The organism is Caulobacter ginsengisoli (assembly GCF_030814835.1).
Taxonomy (GTDB): Bacteria; Pseudomonadota; Alphaproteobacteria; order Caulobacterales; family Caulobacteraceae; genus Caulobacter; species Caulobacter ginsengisoli.
Genome location: NZ_JAUSVS010000001.1, coordinates 719614 through 735588, shown reverse-complemented (window position 1 = coordinate 735588; position 15975 = coordinate 719614). Strand labels below are relative to the sequence as shown.

The window sequence follows — 15975 nt, the reverse complement described above, 5'->3', positions numbered from 1 at the left end:
GGAGGTTCTATGACGACGCATCTTTTATTCGACGGACGGGTGCAGATTTATCGTCGAGGCGCTGCACTGGTGTGGCAGTGCGCTGCCCGAGTCGATGGCCACCGGTTCCGGCACTCTACCGGAGAAGAAAATCTCGAACGCGCCACCGCGTTTGCCGAAGAATGGTATCTCGACCTTCGCGGCCGGGTTCGCACCGGCCAGCCCTTGGGCCTTCCTGACAAACCAAAACGACCAGAACGCACTTTCGCGGACGCTGCCGATGAATTCATCCGCGAGGTCCGCGTGCTGGCTGCTGGCTCCCGCTCACCGCTCTACATCGCGGAACTAGAAATCCGATTGAAGGCGTCCATCCTCCCGTTCTTCGGGAAGCTGGACCCATCGACCATCAATCGCTCCACCATTCAGAGCTATGTCGTCAAACGGACGGAAGACATGCAGGAGCGACGGGGCCGCTCTCCCGCGCGGAGCACCATCCTTTCCGACATGGTGGTGATCCGGCAAGTGCTGAAGCACGAGGAAGGCGCGGGCCGGCTTCCCTTCATGCCGAACCTCTCCCTCCCCTATCTGACCCTGAAAAAGAAGGGTCGCCGCGCCTGGTTCTCGCCGGAGGAATACGAGAAGCTCTACAAGGCGACCCGCCAACGGATCGCGACTTGTCCCCGTCGCGGTTGGAAGTCGCAATACGAGGATTTGCACGACTTCGTGCTGCTCATGGGCAACACCGGCTTGCGGCCCGACGAGGCGCTTAACGCCGAAATCCGGGACGTGCAGATCGAGCAGGACGACGCGACCGGAGAGACCATTCTCGTCATCGACGTGCGCGGCAAAACCGGCACCGGCTTTTGCAAAAGCATGCCGGGCGCCGTTCACCCCTTCCGACGCCTCCGTGCCCGCCGGCTGGCGGAACTGGAGGCCGAACACGGAGCGAAGGAAGCCGCCGCTCGGCTGGCAACCACCAACCTATTCCTTCGCTTCAACCGCGAAGCCTTCAACCGCATCCTGCGGGAAGAAGGCCTGCGCTTCGACCGCGACGGCAAACGCCGCACGGCCTACAGCCTGCGACACACCTACATTTCGATGCGCCTCATGGAAGGCGCTAACATCCACCAGATCGCCAACAACTGCCGAACCAGCGTCCAGATGATCGAGGAGCACTACGCCTCCCACATCAAGGATCGGCTGGACGCCTCTGCGATCAATGTTCGCCGCCCTAAGGCCAAAAAACCTGCGGCGGGTCCGCGGCCAAGGGCCAAAGGGACGCCGCGCAGGAAACGATCCACAGGCTGACTCTGAGACGACGAATTGCTTGCGGAGTTTCTTCTGCCCTCCTAGACCCGAGGGGCGCGGCTATGGCGGAATTGGTAGACGCAACTGGTTTAGGTCCAGTCGGGCAACCGTGGGGGTTCGAGTCCCTCTAGCCGCACCACTGTCTTCATTTGGCGACGCAGCCAGGGCGGAACCGACCGCCGCGCGGCGCATCGCGAATGCCGACGGAACCGGCGGCATGCTGGCTATGGCATCCTGGACAGGATGCAGCCACGCGCCTTGGATAACCCTTGACTTCTGTTGTCAAATATGACTACATACAAGAAGGTTCGCGACACTCGAAAGGTCAGCTGGATCAAGGCGGCGCAGAAGGACTTCGCCGACTTCCCAGCTAAAGCCCAGGCGCGGGCTGCCGAGGCGCTGACGGTCATCGCCGATGGCGCGACGCCAGACATTGCTAAGCCTTTGAGCGGCCTTGGCGCGGGTGTCTGGGAACTGGCGATCAAGGAACGAGGCGACGCTTACCGCGTCATCTACGCCCTGCAGATCGATGACGACATCTGGGTGGTGCATGCCTTCCAGAAGAAGTCGAAGAAAGGAATTGCCACGCCCAAACAGGAAATCGACCTGGTGCGGGAGCGGATCAAGCGTTTGAAGGAGGCGTTGAAATGAGCGAGGACCCCATCGAGATCGTGCGCGGCAGCGGCAACGTCTTCCGCGACCTCGGCATGGAAGACGCCGAACTGCGTCAGTTGAAGGCGCTGCTCGCGGCCGAGATCATCAAGACGCTCGATGGCCGCGCGCTCACCGTGCGCGCCGCCGCTGCCGATACCGGCATTGCCGCCGCCGATTTTTCGCGCATCCGCCAGGTGAAGCTCGAACGCTTCACCGTCGACCGCCTGATGACGATCCTCAGCCGGCTTGGCCAGGAAGTGAAAGTGCAGCTTTCCATACGGCCCCGCCCCGACGGGCAAATGCGCCCAGCACTGGCCTAGCCCTGATGCTGGAGGCAGCATTTGCACGGCGATATCCGCTCGACACGCCAGGGGATGTGGCGATCCGCGAACGCGGTGTTGAACTATGTCGTCGGCATCTGCAAAGCGGCTTGGCGGACAACAATGCCGAGCAGAGGTTGTGCTCCGAAAACGATCACCAGTTCTGGCAGCAACTCTCCGAGGTTCTGCTTGCTGACCAGCTAGCCCGCGTTGGAATTCAGCCGGCCCATGCCGGGGTCGGCCCTGACTTTTTGATCGAACACGAAGGACAGCGCATCTGGATAGAAGTCGTTTGCCCGGAACCACGAGACGTTCCACGCGAATGGCTGGCACCTCCGGATGGCTCTGTCCGATCGCTTCCGCATGAAGCCATGCTTCTGCGTTGGACAACGGCCATCAAGGAGAAGTCAGAAAAGCTGTTGGGAAAGCTTGACGAGGCGGCCGGAGGTTATCTCGGCAAGGGCGTGGTAGCAGCCGAAGATGCCTACGTGATCGCAGTCAACGCGCGGCTACTGCGTGCCGACTGGCCTAACCTTGAGGGGATCAGTCAGTTTCCGTTCGCGGTCGAGGCAACGCTCTGCGTCGGCCCATTCGCGCTCACGATCAATCGCGAAACGCTCGAAACGATCGATGCAGGGCATCAGCATCGGCCACGCATTCCTAAGCCAAACGGCGCACAGATTCCGGCCGACACGTTTCTCGATCCGAGATTCAAACCCATCAGTGCCATCTGGGCCGCTGATATCGACGAGAACCAGATGTTCGAACGGACCGGTGCGCTGGCGGTAGTCCACAACCCGGAGGCCAATAATCCCATCCCTCTCGGCCTCCTGCCGGCTCAAGCGGAATATCTGCCGGTGAGCCAGGGCGACGAATACCTGCTTGATAGGAAGCCCGGCCGGCTCGCCAGGTAGTCGCTCGCCCCTACCTGGGGCGGCGTAACGCCCAGATCAGTTTGGCGAGTGCCGCGAATAGCGCCGCCAGTGCGCCGATGAGCGTGTTGATATCAGTCCATGTCATAGATCCTCCTCGGTTGCCGCGCGCGGAATGCGCGACGGATGAGGAGCCTCCGCTGGCGATCAGAGCGGGACCGGAAAATGCCGCTTCATTGCGCCGCCACGCGGGACGGAGCTGCAGGTAGCAACGCGGACGAAGCGAGCAGCATTGAAGGCCCCGCAGCGCCAGCGACACTCCGAAAGCCGTTCGTCATGCCGTGCCGGTAAGCGCCTTGGGAATTGCTTGGGCTGGGTTCGACATCGGTTGAAGCGCCAGCGCTGAAATCGGTTTGCCTCGATAGACAGGGCGGCCCCAGGTCGCCCATCCCGCGCCTAAGGGAGCGGCGCGGATCATGCTTCGGACCCGGCCGGACCCCATTCCGCGTCCCGGAACGAAACAAATGGCGCGCCAGATTTCGCAGCCCATTGCACCGCACCAGCCGACCGATACGGCCGGTGCAAGCACCACGCCGAAGCGGCCGTTGGCCGAGACGGCCGCTTCGTCGGCGCGCGTTGCCCGAGGCAACGGGGCGCCCCGACTGCGGATGGGCAAGGCCAAAACAGTTGCCGAAAAGATCAATTTAAAGGATAATGCTCACGGTAACTCTACTGAGAGCTATATCGGCGAGAGCATTACAGACAAATTCGCAAGGCTTGACCTTTTCGCCGCCGAAAATCCCGGCGCGCCGGTCTCGGCTATTGTCGCGGAACTATTTCCTGAACTGAAATCGGTTTCCGTCGAGCGGCAGGTTCCGAAGGAGCCTCCGGCCCTATGGCTCGTGGATCGGGAGGGCAAAGAAACCCCTATCGAATTCATCCGTCGCCACTATACGCCGTGGCTCGGAAAGGGATTGCATCGCGGGGACATTCGCCGGCTCGATAGGCCGCTCTACAACGCGCTTGGCAACTACCTTGCGAACCACCCCATGCCGGACGACATCGATCTACCGACACTTCAAGAATACAACGACCGTTGGGTGACGCGAGTTCTAAAGGGTGGCGAGGCTCGCCCGGAAAACGCTGCCGAAATGGCGAAGTTCAAAGCGGCCCTGCACCAGCGGGGCCTTCGTCAAAACACGCGAAGTTAGCAGAGCCGAATTCGCCTATCCGTTGTTATGGATGGCGGACCTAATTATATTCACCATAAATCTCCTCCGTTCCCTGAGGTTGGTGGAGGTGACGATCCTTCCTTCACCAGGAGGAAGTCATGCACTTGCCAGAACAGCTCTATGGTTGGTTCAGCGCGGCAGTCGAGTTCTGCTCACAACGCTTGCAATCCCTCAAAGCACTCTTCACCAGCGCCCCAGCGACCGGTGAGACGCTCTTGCATCAAGCCGCCGCGACCAAGTCTTCGCTCGCGGGATTGGCGCGTATCGCCCTCGAAAGCTTCTTCCGGGTATTACTTGAGCACTTCTTCGGTGGTGGCTTAGGGTTCTAGTCGAAGTATTAATAGAACTTTAAGAAATGCACGCTATAATTGTAGCAATCACTATTGAACTTGGTATTCTATAGCGGCCAATCCTACAGTTCAGCCTCCCCCAGTGGATCAGCCGGCGAAGCCGACTGATCCGGAGGCTAGCCTCCGAGAAAATCTGCAGCAGCAGATCGCGAGCGCGCAGGCGGACATCGAGACCAACCTCGAAACCCTGTCCCACGTCGCGAGCGCTGGCAACGAGCTTCCGCTCCTTCAGGCGCAATCCCAGCTTCAAGGCCTGGGCCGGCTACAGCAGCGCTTGGCCAACGCGCGCGGTGGTGAGCTGGTCGCGCTCCGCGCCGAGATCACCGCCTCTATCGCGGCGACCCAGCTCCTAATGCAGCAGTCGCGAGCCGCGACGACCACGCAAACCGCCGAGGCGGTATTGCGCGAGGCCAGCCAGGCGGCGCATCGCGAGGTCGCCGAACTGGCGAACGATTACTACGAGCACAATCTGTTTCAGCCATATCTTCGCTTTACGAGCGTCGCGGACGAAGAAGCTTTCCGCAAACGCGAGGCCGAACGCCAGCAGCTCATCGCCGACGAGTTGGCCAAGGGAACGCCCCAGGGCGACCTGGCTGCCGCCAATGCGATGGCCGCGCAGATGGACGATGCCGAGGCGCATGGCGCGGGCGACAGCCCGGATTTCAAGGCGAGAACAGATCGCCTCAAAGCCAGTAGGGACCGGCTGGTCGAGGCGATCTCCCCTGACGGATTGGCAAAAGGTGCTGCCAAAACGGAAGTAAGCCGCTTCTTCGATACGCTCGACCCATCAGCCACCGGTCAAACCGACCAAAGTCACGGCCTCGCCGCGACCGTTAAGGCCTCAGGTGCCGACCACGGCCGCTAGCCGCTACATGAAGCCGGCCGCCTTGCAGACGGCTACCATCTTCGCGAAGTAGCCCGGCTCGCTCAACATTGGTTTCGTTTCGCTGGCCTCTGTCGCGTCCAGGTCGTCACCGATTGCCTTCTCTGAAAGCCCCAGCGCCCGCCCCTGGTATTTCGCGAACGCGAACGCCCGTTTGGCCTGGCTCATATAGAGGGCTGCCTTGGCTTGGTCGCCCCGCCGCTCGAACTCGTCCGAGGCGAATACGTTGGCGACATAGCATTGGCGCGCCACCGCATAGCCATGGCCAATATCAGCCTCCGCCATCGCGGACCGAGCCGACAGCGGGCCGAACCACAGCGACACAACAGCGACTAGCGAAGCGATGCCAACGGCGTTGTTGTATTTCCGCATGGATACGGCCTGCAATTCGAGGAAGTTGCAGGAAAATTGTAACCGTATGCGGGATTTTGTTGCCGGCACACAGAGGTCGGCTCAGATGTAGCGCCGTGTTTCGATCCATCAACATTGTGGATGAACTGACCCCGCTCTCGGTGAAAAAGCTGAGGACTGGTCTTGGTTTGCGTGTGCTCAGCCCTTGAACCGTATCCCGCATTCTGTATCGGGGGTTCGAAACCCGGTGCGACCATGACCCTGATCGCCAGGTCGGAGGGATTGGAACAGCTATTCGACGCCGATGGTCACCGCAAATATCTGACTGGCGGCGAGGTGAACCGCTTCCTGCGCGCTGGCGGGAAGGCAGATGATCAGACGCAGGCCCTTTGCCTGCTGCTCGCCTACACTGGCTGTCGCATCAGTGAGGCCCTGGCGCTGACCCCGACGAGGCTCGACCCCGAGACCTCGCGGGTCATCTTTCGCACCCTCAAGCGCCGCGCGCGTGTATTCCGCGCCGTGCCAGTCCCGGCCGAACTAATGACGCTGCTGCGCCAGTTGGCCGTTGACAGACCAGCAGACGCGCCGCTCTGGACCTGGACGCGCCAAACCGCTTGGCGACGCATCAAAGCCGTGATGCGCGCCGCCGGCATCACTGGCGCCCAGGCCACGCCCAAGGGCTTGCGCCACGGCTTTGGCATCGCCAATGCCGAGGAGAACGTGCCCCCGTCGCTGACTCAGCGCTGGATGGGCCATGCGCGGCTGGAGACGACCGCCATCTACCAGCACGCGGTCGGCCGCGAAGAGCGCGCCTTTGCCCGTCGTCTCTGGAGGCGGCACCCGGTCGTAGGCTGACCGCAGTTTACTTCACGAACATCCGCGAACTGGCCGCGGCCGCCGCCACGTTACGATGGCCGATGATCGATTCCAGCGCGCCGCGCTGGAAGCCTTCGAACAGGCGGCGATGGAATTCGCTGGCGATCTCGTATTGCCCGGCGGCGATCAACTGGTCGATGGCGTCGAAGGTCTTCTGGCGCAGGCCAGCATCGCGCTGGAAGTCGGCGACCATCGCCGCTTCCACCTCGCGGAAGGCCGCATCGATGCGCGCTGCTTCGATCTGGTGGTGACTGCCGATCACCTGCAGGTCGCGCTGCTCGGTGGCGAGCAGCTTGCCGAGATCGAGCGCGCTGCCGATCAGCCCGGCATAGACGGTGAACTGGTCCAGGCCGGCGGGCAGGACCGTTGCTCCCATCGCCTGTGCGCCGCGTTCGCGGGCAGCGGAGAGCAGGCCTCCCATGCCGTCGTCGAACTGCTCCATCAATTACCCGCCGTCAGTTCAAGCAGATGCCGCGCCTCGACCACGGTGAAGGCCAGCCGTGTGGCGGCTTCACGCGGGTCGCCGGCCGTCGCCAGGCGCTCGCTGACCCGCAGGGCGGTCGAGCGCGATTGCAGCGCGTCGAGCACCGCCAGGATGCGCGTCATCTGCGGGATCAGCCGGGTCGAAAGCAGGTTGCGCATCAGCGCGAAATCACCCCGCGCCGCTTCGGCGTTCAGGCTGATCGTGCCTTCCATTTCCTTGAGCTGGCGCAGCGCTTTGCTGTGATTGATGGCCTGCATCACCAGCGCGCCGGCCGCGACCGCCGCTGCGAACTGCCAGGGCATCGCCCCGCTGGCGGCCTTGCTCAACGCATTGGCCGTACCGGCGGTGTAGTTCAGCTTCTGCGACAGGTCGCGCTGCATGCGGGTGGTGGCGACCACCCCCCCGAGCTGGTCGCTACGCTCCAGCGGGATCGCGCCGTAGTCGATGTTGTAGGCGGTGAGCAGGGCTTCGGCCGCCGCGAGCTGCTGCTGCAGCGTGCTGCGCCCGGCATCGACGGTTTCGGCCGAGGGATTGTAGAGGTCCATGCCGCGTTGCCAGCTTGCGCGATTCAGCGCGTCGCCTTCAAGCAGTAGCGCCTCCAGGCGGGCCGTGTCCTTCCGGTCCCAGGCCGCCATCAACGTGGGGGCGTCTGGATCGAACAGCGGCAATTGGGCGAGGGCGCGTTCGGCCGCTTCCATCGCAACCTTGCGGGCGCGCAGATCCTCGACGCCGACCACGGTCGCGGTAAGGGCGCGCGAGGGCTGCGGCATCGGCTTGCTCTGCGCGCGGTCGCGGAAGAAGACGAAGAAATGAAAGCCCAGGAACGCCGCCGCGGCCCACTGGACGAGATTCAGAGGCGTTGCGAGTCCCGGCGCATCGACGTCGAGCGCCAGCTCGCGCAGGCCGAAGATCGCCAACGTCATCAACACCAGCCGCCAGAAATAACGCGCCTCGATGGCAGTGATCGTCCGCTTGTCGCCTTCGAGCGACACCAGGTCGGCGATGGCCACCAGGCAGCAGCCGGCGAGGACGGCGGTGCCGACGCTCGGGAAGCTCACGAGGTAGGCGGTCGGCGCGATGCCGAACGGGATCAGCAGGACCAGCAGCCGGCCGAAACGCACCTCTCCGCGCACGACGCCGTTGGGCAGCCCGTCAACGGTCGAGGTCATGGCCGCCTTGCTCCAGTTGGGGTTCGCCGGCCTGTTGGCGCGGAGCCCATTCTTCCTCGAAGGATGGGCGGTGACCGAGCGCGCCGCGCTCGACATCGATCACCGGCGCGGCGGTGACGGTTCGCCCGAACCAGCCTTCTTCCACGGCCTTCTGGCGCACATCCTGGATGGCGCTCGCCAATTCGTCGAACAGGAAGGCCAATAGCCCGCCGCCGCTACGCTCGCCCATCGCCACCACCTCACGAGGCCAAAGACTCGTCTAGGTAGTATTGGTTCGCCCTTCGCGCCGCGACCCCTTTAACTCCCTGGTTGAAAGCCAGTCGCCCGGAGGGGTTACGCGATGGGTTACGTCAGCAATCTCGACACGCCGCTCTTGCAGCTCTCGCCGCGCGACCGGTTCACACTGCGCGACGCCGTCCAGGGCGTTCATGTTTTCGGCGGGATCGGGTCGGGTAAGACCAGCGGTTCCGGCAAGGCCCTGGCCGCCGCCTACCTGCGCGCCGGTATGGGCGGGCTGGTGCTCTGTGCCAAGCCCGACGAGGCGCATCGCTGGTGCGAATACGCCGCCGAGAACGGGCGCGAGCAGTCAGTCATGCTGTTCGGCCCTCCCGACCGCTGGCGCTTCAACTTCCTCACCTACGAACTGTCGCGGCAAGGACCGGCCGGCATCGGCAGCGTTGTCGAATGCCTGATGCGGATCCTCGAGGCGGCGCGCCTCACCAATCCCAATGCCGGCCGTGGCAGCGAGGCCTTCTGGGAAGACGCCTCGCGCCAGTTGCTGCGCAACACCATCCCGATCCTCTATGCCGCCACCGGAACGGTCAGCATCCCCGACATCATCCGCTTCATCGGTTCCGCGCCCAAAAGCCTGCAGGAATTGCAGAGCGCCGACTGGCAGCAGCACGCCTTCATGTTCCAGGCCCTGGCCCAGGCGCGACGCGCACCGGTCGTCGCGTTGCCCGATCCCGACTTCGACAAATGCGCCGCCTACTGGCGCGACGAGTACGCGACCCTCGATCCGAAAACGCGCTCCAACATCGCGATCTCGCTGTCGACCGCGCTCGATCGCTTCAATCGCGGCCGGTTGCACGAGCTGTTCTGCACCAGCACCAACGTCGTGCCCGAGATGACCTTCCATGGCGCGATCATCATCATGGATATGTCGGCGCTGAGCTGGAACGAGGACGGCATCATCGGCCAGCAGCTGTTCAAGTACATGTGGCAGCGCGCGGTGCTCGGCCGCAACGGCCTGGGGCCCGAACACGCGGCGCGTCCCGTCTTCCTCTGGGCCGATGAGAGCCAGTATTTCGTCAACAGCTACGACGCGGATTTCCAATCAACCTGCCGCTCGGCCAAGGCCTGCACCGTCTACCTGACGCAGTCGCTGCCGACCTACTATGCGCGCATGGGCGGCGACCAGGCCGCCCATCGCGCCGACATGCTGTTGTCGAACTTTGTCACCCGCGTCTTTCACAACAGCCCCGACAACGTCACCAACCGCTGGGCCTCCGACATGATCGGCCGCGCCGTTCAGCGGCGCGCCACCTACAGCGAAGGCGAAAGCAGCGGCTACTCGCACGGCATGAACCGGGGCGAGAGCGAGAACCGGGGCCGCAGTTCCAGCGGCGGCATGTCGGGCAGCTTGGGAGGGCATGCCACCTACTCGTTCAACGCCGGTTCGAACTACGGCACGGGCGCCAATCAGGGCCGCAACCGCGGCTACAACGAAGGCACCAACACCAGCAGCGGCTACAGCGAAGTCCTCGACGCCGAGATCGAGCCCGCCGACTTTTCGCGCACCCTACGCACCGGCGGCCCCGCCAATGGCGGCGTCGTAACCGGCGTCTGGTTCCAGGCCGGCAAGGTCTTCAACGACAGCCAGCGCAACTACCTGCATGTGAGCTTCCGCCAATGACCAGGCCCCACTGGTTCGAATTCTTGATCGGCAATGCGCTCGTCATCCTGCCGCTGGGCCTTGGCATGTTCTGGTTCGGCTGGCTCGGCATCAGCCGGGGTGACAACGGCTATTGCGCGCTGGCGATCATCTGCCTGGTCGCCGGTTTCTTCGCCAACCGCGCCTACGAGCGCGTGCGCCACTACCTGGATTGGGAGCGCGAATGGAACGCGCTTGCCCCGAAGAGGAAGCATTGACCATGCGCGCCATCATCGCCATCGCAACGCTCCTGGCTGGCGTCGCCTTCGCCATCCAGCAGCGCGACAATCCCGCGCTCCTCATCCCCATCCTGATGTTCGCCGCCGGCGTCGCCCTCATCATCGCGATGACCGCCCGGAAGGCCCTGGCCGCACCAAAGCCGTCCGCTGCCAAGGGCGGGAACTTCGTCACCGTCTGCCTTGGCGTGCCGTCCGGCTCGCCGACGCCGGTACAGACATTCGCGGTGTTGCCTGCCTACTGCCGCAACCTTCTCAGAACTGGTAGCTAGCGGGCCTGCTGCCTCGCCGAATTCCCGGAAACTGAATCTCGGCATCACCCAGCACTGCGGAGCAGGACATGGAACTGCCCAACTGGACGGAAGTCGCTTTGGGAGTCGGCGACCTGGTCGAAACTGCGGTGGTCGCAGTGGCGACGATCTTCCTTTGGCGCGTCACGAAGACGCTCGCGGATGAAACGCGGCGCATGGCCGAAGCCAGCGCCCAGCCCCAGGTCGTCGCCACACTGGAGCCCAATCAATGGGCGCTCAACCACGCGGACCTGGTGGTGGCGAATACCGGAAACGCGACCGCGTTCGACATTCGCGTATCATTCGACCCGCCACTTCAGAACGCCGAGGTTCGTGGAAGCCGGGACATCCCTCTCCAGCGCATCAGCCTGCTCAAACCCGGACAAACGCAATCCAGCTACCTCTCGGCGTTCGAGCCGATCATCGGCACCCTGTACACCGTGACCATTCGCTGGAAGCGCGATCCTGGAAGCGACAGTTCCGAGGCTTACAGCTACACGCTCGACCTGGGAGAAATAAGCGCGCTCACGCGGCTCGGTGCAGCCAGCCCAATGATCCAAATCGCCGAGCAGATGAAAAAGCTGCGCGAGGATATTGAACGGCTCGTCGATGGTCGCCGCACCCTTGAGATCAATACCCACTCGCCGGTGGACAGGCTGCATGAGCGCAGGGAGAGAGATCGGTGGCGCCGCCGCACAGCGCGGGAGCAGGCCGCTGCCTCAGCAGAGGCTCAGGCATCAATTCAGCCGCCGGAGCCGCCGCCTATCGATCCCGCACCCCGACCGCCGAGGCGACGCTCACGAACCCGACCGGAGTAGCTCAGGCCGCATAACGGAAATCCGCTCGATGATCGGTTCGCCGACGGGCGGAGCGGGCCAGATGCGCGGATTCCATTGCTGAATGAACGTCGCCATCCGCCGCGACAGTTTTTTGCGTAAGTCACGCAAGCGCTTGCCGTCGATGACCACAATGCAGTCCGGCAAGAACAGCTTGAGCTGTTCCTCGCCGACGAAGCCGATCTGCATCAGGAAGCGATACTGCAGCACCAGGCCTTCCGGCACCTCGGTCCCGTCCATCCAGCGGACGACTTCACAGCTTTCGCCGAGCCCGCCGCTGGGCAGGAAGCCGTAGGGTTTGTAAGGGCCGGATCCCGCCGTCGCTTCCGACGGCTCCCCGGGAGCAGGTGCGGCCTGGTCCCGGTTGATGCGGTCGGCGAAGCCGGGAGCATGGATCGGCCGGCGGCCGAACACCTGATCGAAATCGTCACCGCTCAAGGTCCACCTCCGGGATATCGTGAGCAGGCTTACGGAAGGAGGCGGCGAACTCCTCCGCCATGTCGCCCAGACGCATGACGAAGTCGGTCAGCTTCATCGGGTCGCGCTTCTTGTAGTGCTCGACCTCGGCATAAATGTCGGCGCGGTGCTTGATCGAAACCCATTGGGTCACACGGGCGCGCACGTACTCGTATGCCTTCTCGATGTGCCGGGCGATCCCGAGGCTGATTTGCGGGGCGCGGAAAATACCCTGTGCCTCCAGCGTCCGGTGATCGATCCGCGCCTCCGAACCGGCGGCCTCCAGCGCCTGGTTCGCGTGCGTCGACCACGCCGCTCGCCAGATGCTGACATTGCGCAGCGCTTCGGCAGCGTCGAGCGCGTCCTTGTCGACTTCAAGCCCGGTATCGTTGAACCGCTTGCGCGCCTCGGCCACGAGGCGCGCAACGTCCTCGCGCTCGTTCCAGTCGCGCTCTTTGGTGCTGCTGAATCCTGTCGGGCTCGATGCATCGAGCCGCCGCAGTGTGAGCAGCACATGGGCGTGCGGCTGCTCTAGCCCATCGGCCGCCTGCGGACAGTGAATGGCTATATCCGCCACCATGCCGCGGTTCACATAGTGCTCGCGTACGAAATTGCGGACCAAGTCGATTTGTTGATCGCGGCTCAGTTCACGGGGGCACGTGACCTCGACCTCACGCAATAATTGGGCGTCTGCGCGTCGTTCGGAACGCTCAATTTGATTGTGTAGTGTCTGCCGGTCGAACACCCAGGATGGGGCACCGGTGGGCGCGAGAATCTCGGTGTGAACTACATCGGGCTTGTCGAAATCGAACCAGCGTCCTTGCGTGATGTCGTAGAGCCGCTCCCCTGAACGGTACGCTGCTGCGGCTATCGCCGAGCGTCGCGTCGCCCCGCCCGGGCGCGGAGCCCGACCGAGCGAACGCGAAACCACCTTGAGCCGAAGGTGGTAGATGGCCATACCCAACCCCCTATCGAACCAACGCCTGCCGAGCGACGGTAAGGAAGAAAGTCGGTATGGGTGCACTTATACATCCTGCGGATGTGCACAAGACTTTCTTTTCGCGCGTCGGTAGTACTTGGCGTCGGAAATCCGCCATTGGTGCATCGTCGCAACAATGGCGGATGGGGTTGGGAGGGGGTTCTGCGCCACCCCCATTGCCACCCCGGCGTATCGGCCTTCAGGCCGAACGGGAACTCTCCCGCACCCAGGTCAGGACCTCAGGCACCGGCCCCGACACCCTGCGCTTGGGTGGCTGCATACATTGCGATGTATGATGGCAGCTGGAATGCTCGCGGAATGGCATCGACGATCAAGCGCCCTGAGGAGCACTACATCCGGAAGTTCCGGCCAAGCTATGTCGGCCGCGATACGATCCGGACACTCCTTCAGAACGGCTATTCGCTTGGCATCTGCTGCAAGGATTGCCCGCGGCTGATCGAGTGGACGCCGCCCGAACTGCTGGAGCGGTTCGAAGACCGGCTGGATCTTCGGCTGGCCGACCTAGTGTCGCGCCTGGCCTGCAGCGGCGACGGAGGATGCGGCTCACGCGAAGTCGCCGTGTTCCCGCATCTGTATGACGAGCCTTGGACCTGGCCGCCATCGGTCGGAGCTTAGTTCAGCTCTCGGCACCTTCAGCCAGGCGCATTTGTGGATAGCCCGAGAAACGGTAGGCGACCGCTTGCCCGACAAAGAACAGGTCTCGCACCATGAAGTCGGCCGGCAACCGCCATTCCTCCCAGAAGCCAGGATCGAACCAGTCGTATCTGGGCAGATCCAGCATGTCGTGTGGGGAATGGACGGCAAATCTGGGGACCAGGCCGAGTTCGGAAGCCGCCGCCAGCCGGTGGCTTCCTTCCAGCGCCATGATGTGGCCGTGGAAATAGACGACCTCGATTTCCGGCGCGCCCAACTCCAGCATTTGGGCCCTGACCTTCGCCAGGCGATCCGGGGTCGGTTCGTGCAGCGCGTAAATCGTGAACGCAGGCGGGCCTTCATGCTCCGGCAGTGGTCTCAGCCAGGGCGCGTCCGTCGATCCGCGCGGATTCATGCTGGGATGGCTTCGTCCTTGCCGACCCCCGTGGCGACGACCTTCAGCGAACCGTTCGGCAGCGGCCGCTGCAAGTGCTTCACCTCGCTCCAGGGAGCATCGCTCATCCAAAGATCGAGGTCCGTTTCCTCCCTCAGGATCACCGGCATTGCCTTGTTATGATAGACGGCCACCTCCGCATTAGCGTCGGTCGTGAGGAAGCCGAACAGGTCGCAGCTGACCTCGCCCTCCTTGATCTTCCGGACGCAGGTCCATGGTGTCCAGATGCCGGCGAAGAAGGCCAACGGGCGATCATCGCTCAGGCCGAACCAGACCGGCTTCAGCGAGCCGCCGACCTGGTCCGGTTCGCTGAAGGAAGTGAACGGCACCAGGGCCCGGTTCTGCGGCCCCAGCCACCTGGTCCAATGCCCGCTGTTGGTGTTGCGGACATTAGTGGTCCCCCTATCGGGTTCCATACGCAGCAGGTGGTCGAAATCGACTTCCTTGCCCTTCGCTCTCAGCTTGTCGGCACGCCTGGTCGCCGCATCCAAGATCGCCTTCTTGGATGAAGGCATTCCCCACCGCACATCGCGCATGACGCGCTCGCCGCTCTCCGTCTTGGTGATGATCGGGGCGACGGTATCCGGATACACACCCGGCGCCGGCGGCTGGTTGTTGTTGAGGTCCGACATGGCCCGGACGAGGCGGGCGATTTCGGCGCGCGACTTCATGATGGCGTAGAGGTTGCACATGCGTTCGGTCTCGCGGGGCCTTGGTCTCAGCCAATAACCCTAGCACGCGAACATCCACAGCAAATGAGAACAAACACCGAACATTTGACTCGCGCCTGACCGGTCGGCGCGCCATGCTGAACGGCGATAGGAGTTCAGCAATGCCCGTTCCTGCCCGCCCCGTGACCAACCTTCGCGACCATGCCGTGCGGCGGATCGATGCCTCCAGCCAGTTCGTCCCGACGCTCGCCCATGGCGAGATGCCGGGCAAGCACATCAGGGCGACCTGCGCGTGCGGGCTAAGCGTCGTGGTAGACATCAGCGGTTGGGCGGAGATGGGCCTGCACAATCTTCCGCTCACCTCATTCGAAGACCGTTTGCGCTGCATGTGCGGCCGGCGATCTATCCCTCTGTTCCTTCACCATGGCAGTTGCGACGAGGCCGCCGCGCGCACTGGCGGCATCTATGTGTGGCGATAGCCGTGCCGCAGATCGAACGCCTCGGCCGGGCCATGGGCCCGTCGTCGGTCCTCGTCCTAGAATGCGGACGATGCGGGCGGATGATCGTCTGGACTCGAACCGTAGCGCTAGCCGCGTTCGGCGATATCGCCTGCCCATTCGAGGTGCGACGGCGGGCGGTGTGCGGGCGATGCAATTCCGGCCAGGCGGTAAGCGTAACGGTCCAGGACGGTCGGCGGCTTTAGCCCTCGCCAATCTGAAAGAACTTGGGATGTTCTTCGGAGGTTGGCGGCCAATCGGCTAGTGGGTGGGGAGGGGTGGTCGCTTCGTTGAGCCACCCCCTGCCCTGCTGATGGGAGACCGTGCCCGCCCGGGCCGGCCTGGCAACACGGCTCGCTTCCGCACCTTCGGTTTGTGCAGCTCCGCCCCGCAAGCGGCGCGCTTCGCACGGTGTGTGCCAGCCCGGCGGGTCCGGGCGGGCGGTTTGGCTCCATCAGCAGCGCAGCGGGCGCGGCTCAGAAAGGAGCTGA

22 protein-coding genes and 1 tRNA gene are annotated in these 15975 nt (G+C 63.5%); 15 read left to right on the top strand and 8 right to left on the bottom strand.

All coding sequences use genetic code 11. The features are described from left to right. Nucleotides 1-9: 9 nt before the first annotated feature. From QO010_RS03650 to QO010_RS03615, 8 genes are all read left to right on the top strand, one after another. Entirely contained in the window at nucleotides 10-1287 is a 1278-nt protein-coding gene (locus QO010_RS03650) for a site-specific integrase (RefSeq protein ID WP_307346057.1), read from the top strand. Between the two features lie 56 nt (nucleotides 1288-1343). Then, nucleotides 1344-1426, top strand: a tRNA-Leu gene (locus QO010_RS03645). Between the two features lie 149 nt (nucleotides 1427-1575). Further along, on the top strand, nucleotides 1576-1938 hold the full coding sequence (locus tag QO010_RS03640) for a type II toxin-antitoxin system RelE/ParE family toxin (RefSeq protein WP_307346054.1): 363 nt from the start codon (nucleotides 1576-1578) through the stop codon (nucleotides 1936-1938). Continuing rightward, nucleotides 1935-2261, top strand: coding sequence for a helix-turn-helix domain-containing protein (locus QO010_RS03635; RefSeq protein WP_307346051.1), 327 nt, complete (start codon nucleotides 1935-1937; stop codon nucleotides 2259-2261). The genes QO010_RS03640 and QO010_RS03635 overlap by 4 nt, the downstream gene beginning before the upstream one ends. Nucleotides 2262-2266: 5 nt before the next feature. Continuing rightward, nucleotides 2267-3175 carry a hypothetical protein gene (locus QO010_RS03630; protein ID WP_307346048.1) on the top strand — a complete coding sequence of 303 codons (909 nt, stop codon included), beginning with the start codon at nucleotides 2267-2269 and terminating at the stop codon, nucleotides 3173-3175. 482 nt (nucleotides 3176-3657) lie between these two features. Next, nucleotides 3658-4344 carry a hypothetical protein gene (locus QO010_RS03625; protein WP_307346045.1) on the top strand — a complete coding sequence of 229 codons (687 nt, stop codon included), beginning with the start codon at nucleotides 3658-3660 and terminating at the stop codon, nucleotides 4342-4344. Nucleotides 4345-4463: 119 nt separating this feature from the next. Then, complete coding sequence (locus QO010_RS03620; protein WP_307346042.1) at nucleotides 4464-4694, top strand: hypothetical protein; 231 nt, start codon at nucleotides 4464-4466, stop codon at nucleotides 4692-4694. A 103-nt stretch (nucleotides 4695-4797) separates the two neighbouring features. After that, nucleotides 4798-5580, top strand: a complete 783-nt coding sequence (locus QO010_RS03615; RefSeq protein WP_307346040.1) for a hypothetical protein — start codon at nucleotides 4798-4800, stop codon at nucleotides 5578-5580. Between the two features lie 3 nt (nucleotides 5581-5583). On the opposite strand, the gene QO010_RS03610 is transcribed toward QO010_RS03615, so the two are convergent. Further along, nucleotides 5584-5970 (bottom strand): hypothetical protein, encoded by a 387-nt coding sequence (locus QO010_RS03610; RefSeq protein ID WP_307346038.1) that lies wholly within the window; start codon nucleotides 5968-5970, stop codon nucleotides 5584-5586. A gap of 234 nt (nucleotides 5971-6204) precedes the next feature. Between QO010_RS03610 and QO010_RS03605 the strand changes: the two genes are divergently transcribed. Continuing rightward, complete coding sequence (locus QO010_RS03605) at nucleotides 6205-6804, top strand: tyrosine-type recombinase/integrase (RefSeq protein ID WP_307346036.1); 600 nt, start codon at nucleotides 6205-6207, stop codon at nucleotides 6802-6804. 7 nt (nucleotides 6805-6811) lie between these two features. Here the strand turns inward: QO010_RS03605 and QO010_RS03600 are convergent, their stop codons facing one another. From QO010_RS03600 to QO010_RS03590, 3 genes are read right to left on the bottom strand one after another with little or no spacing between them, the layout of a single operon-like run. Continuing rightward, nucleotides 6812-7267 (bottom strand): hypothetical protein, encoded by a 456-nt coding sequence (locus QO010_RS03600; protein ID WP_307346033.1) that lies wholly within the window; start codon nucleotides 7265-7267, stop codon nucleotides 6812-6814. Beyond that, on the bottom strand, nucleotides 7267-8478 hold the full coding sequence (locus QO010_RS03595) for a hypothetical protein (protein WP_307346030.1): 1212 nt from the start codon (nucleotides 8476-8478) through the stop codon (nucleotides 7267-7269). Before QO010_RS03595 ends, QO010_RS03600 begins: the two co-directional genes overlap by 1 nt. After that, on the bottom strand, nucleotides 8462-8707 hold the full coding sequence (locus QO010_RS03590; protein ID WP_307346027.1) for a hypothetical protein: 246 nt from the start codon (nucleotides 8705-8707) through the stop codon (nucleotides 8462-8464). The genes QO010_RS03595 and QO010_RS03590 overlap by 17 nt, the downstream gene beginning before the upstream one ends. Nucleotides 8708-8818: 111 nt before the next feature. Here QO010_RS03590 and QO010_RS03585 point away from each other — a divergent pair, with 111 nt between their 5' ends. The 4 genes from QO010_RS03585 (at nucleotide 8819) to QO010_RS03570 (ending at nucleotide 11755) form a co-directional block, all read left to right on the top strand. Next, the gene (locus QO010_RS03585; protein ID WP_307346024.1) at nucleotides 8819-10393 is read left to right on the top strand and encodes a type IV secretory system conjugative DNA transfer family protein; all 1575 of its coding nucleotides are present in this window, start codon (nucleotides 8819-8821) and stop codon (nucleotides 10391-10393) included. Further along, entirely contained in the window at nucleotides 10390-10629 is a 240-nt protein-coding gene (locus QO010_RS03580; protein ID WP_307346021.1) for a hypothetical protein, read from the top strand. Before QO010_RS03585 ends, QO010_RS03580 begins: the two co-directional genes overlap by 4 nt. 2 nt (nucleotides 10630-10631) lie before the next feature. After that, nucleotides 10632-10919: a hypothetical protein gene (locus QO010_RS03575; protein WP_307346018.1), complete on the top strand. Its 288-nt coding sequence runs from the start codon at nucleotides 10632-10634 to the stop codon at nucleotides 10917-10919. Between the two features lie 68 nt (nucleotides 10920-10987). Continuing rightward, on the top strand, nucleotides 10988-11755 hold the full coding sequence (locus tag QO010_RS03570) for a DUF8453 domain-containing protein (protein WP_307346015.1): 768 nt from the start codon (nucleotides 10988-10990) through the stop codon (nucleotides 11753-11755). On the opposite strand, the gene QO010_RS03565 is transcribed toward QO010_RS03570, so the two are convergent. Next, nucleotides 11735-12211, bottom strand: coding sequence for a hypothetical protein (locus QO010_RS03565; protein WP_307346013.1), 477 nt, complete (start codon nucleotides 12209-12211; stop codon nucleotides 11735-11737). The genes QO010_RS03570 and QO010_RS03565 overlap by 21 nt on opposite strands. Next, the gene (mobQ, locus tag QO010_RS03560) at nucleotides 12201-13187 is read right to left on the bottom strand and encodes a MobQ family relaxase (RefSeq protein ID WP_307346011.1); all 987 of its coding nucleotides are present in this window, start codon (nucleotides 13185-13187) and stop codon (nucleotides 12201-12203) included. Before mobQ ends, QO010_RS03565 begins: the two co-directional genes overlap by 11 nt. Nucleotides 13188-13526: 339 nt before the next feature. On the opposite strand from mobQ, the gene QO010_RS03555 reads away from it, so the two are divergent. Continuing rightward, entirely contained in the window at nucleotides 13527-13844 is a 318-nt protein-coding gene (locus QO010_RS03555) for a hypothetical protein (RefSeq protein WP_307346009.1), read from the top strand. 1 nt (nucleotide 13845) lies between these two features. Here QO010_RS03555 and QO010_RS03550 read toward each other — a convergent pair whose 3' ends face one another. After that, complete coding sequence (locus tag QO010_RS03550; protein ID WP_307346007.1) at nucleotides 13846-14277, bottom strand: hypothetical protein; 432 nt, start codon at nucleotides 14275-14277, stop codon at nucleotides 13846-13848. After that, complete coding sequence (locus QO010_RS03545; RefSeq protein WP_307346005.1) at nucleotides 14274-15008, bottom strand: SOS response-associated peptidase; 735 nt, start codon at nucleotides 15006-15008, stop codon at nucleotides 14274-14276. The genes QO010_RS03550 and QO010_RS03545 overlap by 4 nt, the downstream gene beginning before the upstream one ends. Nucleotides 15009-15148: 140 nt before the next feature. Between QO010_RS03545 and QO010_RS03540 the strand changes: the two genes are divergently transcribed. Then, the gene (locus tag QO010_RS03540) at nucleotides 15149-15466 is read left to right on the top strand and encodes a hypothetical protein (RefSeq protein WP_307346003.1); all 318 of its coding nucleotides are present in this window, start codon (nucleotides 15149-15151) and stop codon (nucleotides 15464-15466) included. The last annotated feature ends 509 nt before the right edge of the window (nucleotides 15467-15975 follow it).